The organism is Streptomyces sp. CRN 30 (assembly GCF_034105845.1).
In genome coordinates this window covers 1-4,650 of record NZ_JAVRHI010000171.1, presented here as the reverse complement: position 1 = coordinate 4,650, position 4,650 = coordinate 1, and the positions used below count along the sequence as shown (strand labels likewise).

Here is a 4,650-nt window from a genome sequence, read left to right as displayed (position 1 = left end):
GCGGCCGCCGCCCGCGCCCGGGAACTCGACGCGGTGGGCGGACCGCCGGACGCGGGCACGGAGCTGCGGCGCCGCGGCCTGATGCGCCGCACGGACCTGCTCGCCATGGGCATCGCCGTGGGGGAGTGCTCACCGGCCGGGACCAGGAACAAGCGCGGTACCGGTACCGGTACCGGTACCGATGCCGATACCGGAGCCGGACCGGTGGCGGTCGCCGGTGACTGGCTGGCCGACCCGGCCCACTGGGCCGGCCTGCGCGACCGGCTGCGCCGTGCCGTGGAGGAGCACGCCACCCGGCACCCCCTGGACCCGGGACTCCCGCTGGAGACGGCCCGGCAGGCGCTCGGCCTGCCGGAGCGCTGTCTGGTCGAGGCGCTGCTCGCCGACGTCTCAGAACTCCGACAGCGCGAGGGACGGCTCTACGGCAGCCGGGCACGCCCCGTCCTGCCGCCGCCGGTCCGCGCGGCCGTCGAGGCGGTACGGGCCGACCTGGCTCGCGCGCCGTTCCGCGCCCCCGAGGCCGAACGGCTGGCGCGACTCGGCCTGACGTCCCGTACGCTCGCCGCCGCCGCGGCCGCGGGAGCCCTGCTGCGGATCGCCGACGGCATCGTGCTGCTGCCGGGTGCGGACGCGCGGGCCGCGGGCGTTCTCTCCGGTCTCGAGCAGCCGTTCGGCGCGAGCGAGGCGCGCCGCGCCCTGGACACCACCCGCCGGGTCGCCATCCCCCTGCTGGAACACCTCGACCGGCACGGCTGGACGGTCCGCCTGGACGGCGCGCTGCGCTGCTGCACGGCGGACGGCCCCCGGGAAGGGCGGATCGGCGGAGACGGACGGGAATCGAACCCGCCTGCCCGAGTTGCTCGGACACCTCGGTTTTGAAGACCGGGAAGGCCACCAGGCACCTGTACGTCTCCCTGCCGGACGGACCACCACCACGCCGCCCGGCCGAGCGCCATCGAACCCCTCGCCCCGCACGGGCGTCAACGCGCCGCGCCGCGTGCCCTCCGCGCCCGCCCCTGACAGCAGTACACAGCTCGTGACGCGTAGGACATGGTCCGCGAAAGAAGGTCCTCATGACGACGACGGAAACCCGGCAGGCCGGCGTCCGCCTCACCCGGTACGCCCACGGCGGCGGTTGCGCCTGCAAGATCCCGCCGGGCGAGCTCGAGGAGCTCGTCGCCGGACTGACCGGCCGTACACCGCTCACGGAGTCCGCCGGGGACCTGCTCGTCGGCCTGGACAGCGGGGACGACGCCGCCGTGGTGCGGCTGCCGGGCGGGACCGGTGAGCGGGCCGTCGTCGTCACCGCCGACTTCTTCACCCCGGTCGTCGACGACCCGTACGACTGGGGCCGGATCGCCGCGGCCAACGCGCTGTCCGACGTCTACGCCATGGGCGGCACCCCGCTGGTCGCCACGAACCTGCTGGCCTGGCCCCGTGAGGTCCTGCCCCTCGAACTGGCCCGGGAGGTGCTCCGCGGCGGGCTGGACATCGCCGGCGAGGCGGGCTGCCACGTGGCGGGCGGTCACAGCGTGGACGATCCGGAACCCAAGTACGGCATGGCGGTCACCGGCGTCGTCGACCCGGAGCGCCTGCTGCGCAACGACACCGGCCGGCCGGGGGTGCCGCTGTCGCTCACCAAGCCGCTGGGCCTCGGCGTCCTCAACAACCGGCACAAGACCACCGGCGAGGTGTTCCCCCAGGCCGTGCGGACCATGGTGACGCTCAACCGCGACGCCGCGGCGGCCGCCCTGGCCGCGGGTGCGGTCTGCGCGACCGACGTCACCGGGTTCGGCCTGCTGGGGCACCTGTTCAAGCTGGCGCGTGCCTCGGGGGTGACCGCCGTGGTCGACGCCGCGGCGGTGCCCTTCCTCGACGGCGCACGGGAGGCCGCCCGGGACGGTCACGTCAGCGGCGGCACCCGCCGCAACCTCGCGTGGGTCGCCCCGCACACCGACTTCGGCCGGGCCGACGAGCCGACCCGGCTGCTGCTGGCGGACGCCCAGACCTCGGGCGGCCTGCTGGTGGCCGGGGAGGTGCCCGGCGCCCCGGTGATCGGCGAACTCGTTCCCGCACGCGCACACCGGCTGGTCGTGCGCTGAGCCGGTGAGCCGGTGACCGGCGGCGGTCCGGTGGAGGACCCCCGGTCAGCGGTGTACCCGGTGGGGCGTCTCTTCGGGTGAACCGGCCCGGCACACCCTCTCGGCGGCACGGGCGAGCCCCTAGCGTTGCCCGCGGTCTTAACCGGGCCGGCTCATCCCCCCCCACGATTCCCGAGGCAGGCAGCCATGCTCTCCACCGCCACCGACACTTCGCCGGGCTCCGCGACCGGTGTCCCGTCACCCGGCACCCCGCCGGGCGACATCGACGAGGCGCTCGGCCGGGTGATCGAGAACACGGTCGCCCCCGGAGCCGCGGAGGTGGACCGGCAGGGTGCCTTCCCGGCCGACTCGGTGGCGGCGCTGGGCCGCGCGGGCGTGCTGGGCCTGCTCAGCGCCCCCGAGGCCGGGGGAGCCGGAGCGTCGCTGGCCACCGCGGCGCACGTGGTCGAGCGGCTGGCCGGGGCCTGCTCCTCCACGGCCATGGTGGTGCTCATGCACTACGCCGCGACGGCCGTGGTCGAGGCGCACGGCGCCGAGGACGTCCGGCGCGCGATCGCCGGAGGAGAACACCTCACCACGCTGGCCTTCTCCGAGGCCGGCTCCCGCAGCCACTTCTGGGCGCCGCTCGGCACCGCCTCCCCGGCCGGCGACACCGGCGGCCGGGTGCGCCTGGACGCCGAGAAGAGCTGGGTGACCTCGGCCGGCCACGCCGACAGCTACGTGTGGTCGAGCCGGCCGCTGGACGCCACGGGACCCATGACGCTGTGGCTGGTTCCCGGGGACGCGCCCGGCCTGACCGTCAAGGGCGCCTTCGACGGCTTCGGGCTGCGCGGCAACGCGTCGAGCCCGGTCACCGCCGAGGCCGTCACCGTGCCGCACTCGGCGATGCTCGGCGCCGACGCGCACGGCATGGACATCGCGCTGGCCACCGCGCTGCCCCGGTTCCTCGTGCTGAACTCGGCCTTCTGCCTGGGTGTGTCCGAGGCGCTCCTCTCCCACGCCCGCGCCCATCTGTCCCGCTCCCGGCTCAGCCACCTGGACCAGACGCTCGCGGACCAGTGGATGGTCCGCGACGGGTACGCCCGGCTGCACACCCGCGCCGACTCCGCACGGGCCTTCCTGGCCGACACCCTCACCGCGCTGGAGACCGGCAGGGAGGACGCCATGCTGCGCGTCCTGCAGGTCAAGGCGGTCGCGGCGGAGACGGCGGCGGACGTCGCGGACGGGGTCATGCGGCTGTGCGGCGGTGCCGCCTTCCGCCGTGAGCTGGGCGTCGAGCGCCGCTTCCGGGACGCGCTCGCCGCCCGCGTCATGGCGCCCACCACGGAGGCCCTGTACGACTTCACCGGCCGCGCGAGCCTGGGCCTGCCGCTCTTCGAGGAGACCTCGTGACCCTGCTGATGGGCGCCGTGGCCTACGACCCGAAGGTGGTGGCCATCTGGACCGGCTTCCGCACCTGGCTGACCGAGCGCGGCCTGCCCTTCGACTTCCTCCTGTACTCGCACTACGAGCGCCAGGCGGAGGACCTGGTCGACGGGCGCATCCACGCCGCCTGGAACTCCCCCCTCGCCTGGATCCGCTGCCGGCGCCTGGCGGCGGCCCGGGGCGCGAGCCTGCGCCCCCTGGTGATGCGGGACACCGACCGCGGCCTGCGGTCGGTGATCGCGGTGCGCGCCGACGCGCCGTACGCCACCGTGCACGACCTGAAGGGCAGGACGGTGGCCGTCGGTGCCGTCGACTCCCCGCAGGCCACCCTCATCCCGCTGTCGCTGCTGCGCGCCGAGGGCCTCAGGCCCGGCGCGGACGTCCGGGTGCGCCGGTACGACGTGGGCGTAGGGCTGCACGGCGACCACATCGGCGGTGAGCGCGAGGCGGTGCGCGCGCTGCTGTCGGGGGAGGCGGCGGCCGCCTGCCTGCTGGACGCCAGCCACCTGCTGTTCGGGCAGGAGGGCACGCTGCCGCCCGGCAGCACCCGGATCCTCGCCTCGACCGCCGCGTACGACCACTGCGTCATGGCCGTCAACGAGGCCGCGCCCGCCTCCCTGGTCGACCGTTTCGGCGCCCTGCTGCTCGGCATGGACCCCGCGGACGCCGAGGTCAGGAGGCTGTTCGAGCTGGAGGGCCTGAACGCCTGGGTGCCCGGGCGGACCGAGGGGTTCGCGGCGCTGGAGACGGCGGTCGACGAGACGGGCTTCTACGACGCGGCGGGCCGGGTGGTGGCGGAGGACTACCGGCCGTGAGCCGCACCCCCGACCCGGCCGGCCCGCGCCGCACCGTGCTGGACCTGGGCGCCCTCCCCTTCGGCCAGGGCGCCCACCTGCTCGTGCGGCGGGCCCTGGCCGGGCTGCGGACCGGGGAGGAACTCGCGGTGACCGGCAGCGATCCGGCGCTGCTCCTCCACCTGACGGCCTGGTGCCGGGGCCAGGGACATCCGGTGCGCCCCGGGGACGCACCGGACGGTCCGGACGGCCCGCCCCGAGGTCCGGTCCGGGCGGTGATCGGCCACGGTCCGGGCCGCCCGGACCGCTGGGCGGGTGCCGAGCGGGCG

The 4,650-nt window shown here is 76.0% G+C and carries 3 protein-coding genes, 1 tRNA gene and 2 pseudogenes; 5 read left to right on the top strand and 1 reads right to left on the bottom strand.

The window, feature by feature from the left end; genetic code table 11:
* Window positions 1-81: 81 nt before the first annotated feature.
* Window positions 82-759, top strand: a pseudogene (locus tag UW392_RS17295) (SelB C-terminal domain-containing protein); the annotation flags it as partial.
* A gap of 62 nt (window positions 760-821) precedes the next feature.
* On the opposite strand, the gene UW392_RS17290 reads toward UW392_RS17295, so the two are convergent.
* A tRNA-Sec gene (locus UW392_RS17290) sits at window positions 822-914 on the bottom strand.
* Window positions 915-1,073: 159 nt separating this feature from the next.
* On the opposite strand from UW392_RS17290, the gene selD reads away from it, so the two are divergent.
* The 4 genes and pseudogenes from selD to UW392_RS17270 form a co-directional block, all read left to right on the top strand.
* A complete protein-coding gene (selD, locus tag UW392_RS17285) occupies window positions 1,074-2,102 on the top strand; it encodes a selenide, water dikinase SelD (RefSeq protein WP_320775910.1) in 1,029 nt (342 codons plus the stop codon).
* 186 nt (window positions 2,103-2,288) lie between these two features.
* Window positions 2,289-3,494 (top strand): acyl-CoA dehydrogenase family protein, encoded by a 1,206-nt coding sequence (locus tag UW392_RS17280; RefSeq protein ID WP_320775909.1) that lies wholly within the window; start codon window positions 2,289-2,291, stop codon window positions 3,492-3,494.
* On the top strand, window positions 3,491-4,342 hold the full coding sequence (locus UW392_RS17275; RefSeq protein ID WP_320775908.1) for a phosphate/phosphite/phosphonate ABC transporter substrate-binding protein: 852 nt from the start codon (window positions 3,491-3,493) through the stop codon (window positions 4,340-4,342). The genes UW392_RS17280 and UW392_RS17275 overlap by 4 nt, the downstream gene beginning before the upstream one ends.
* Window positions 4,339-4,650 (top strand): annotated as a pseudogene (locus UW392_RS17270) (sulfurtransferase TusA family protein); the annotation flags it as partial. The gene UW392_RS17275 and the pseudogene UW392_RS17270, both read left to right, overlap by 4 nt.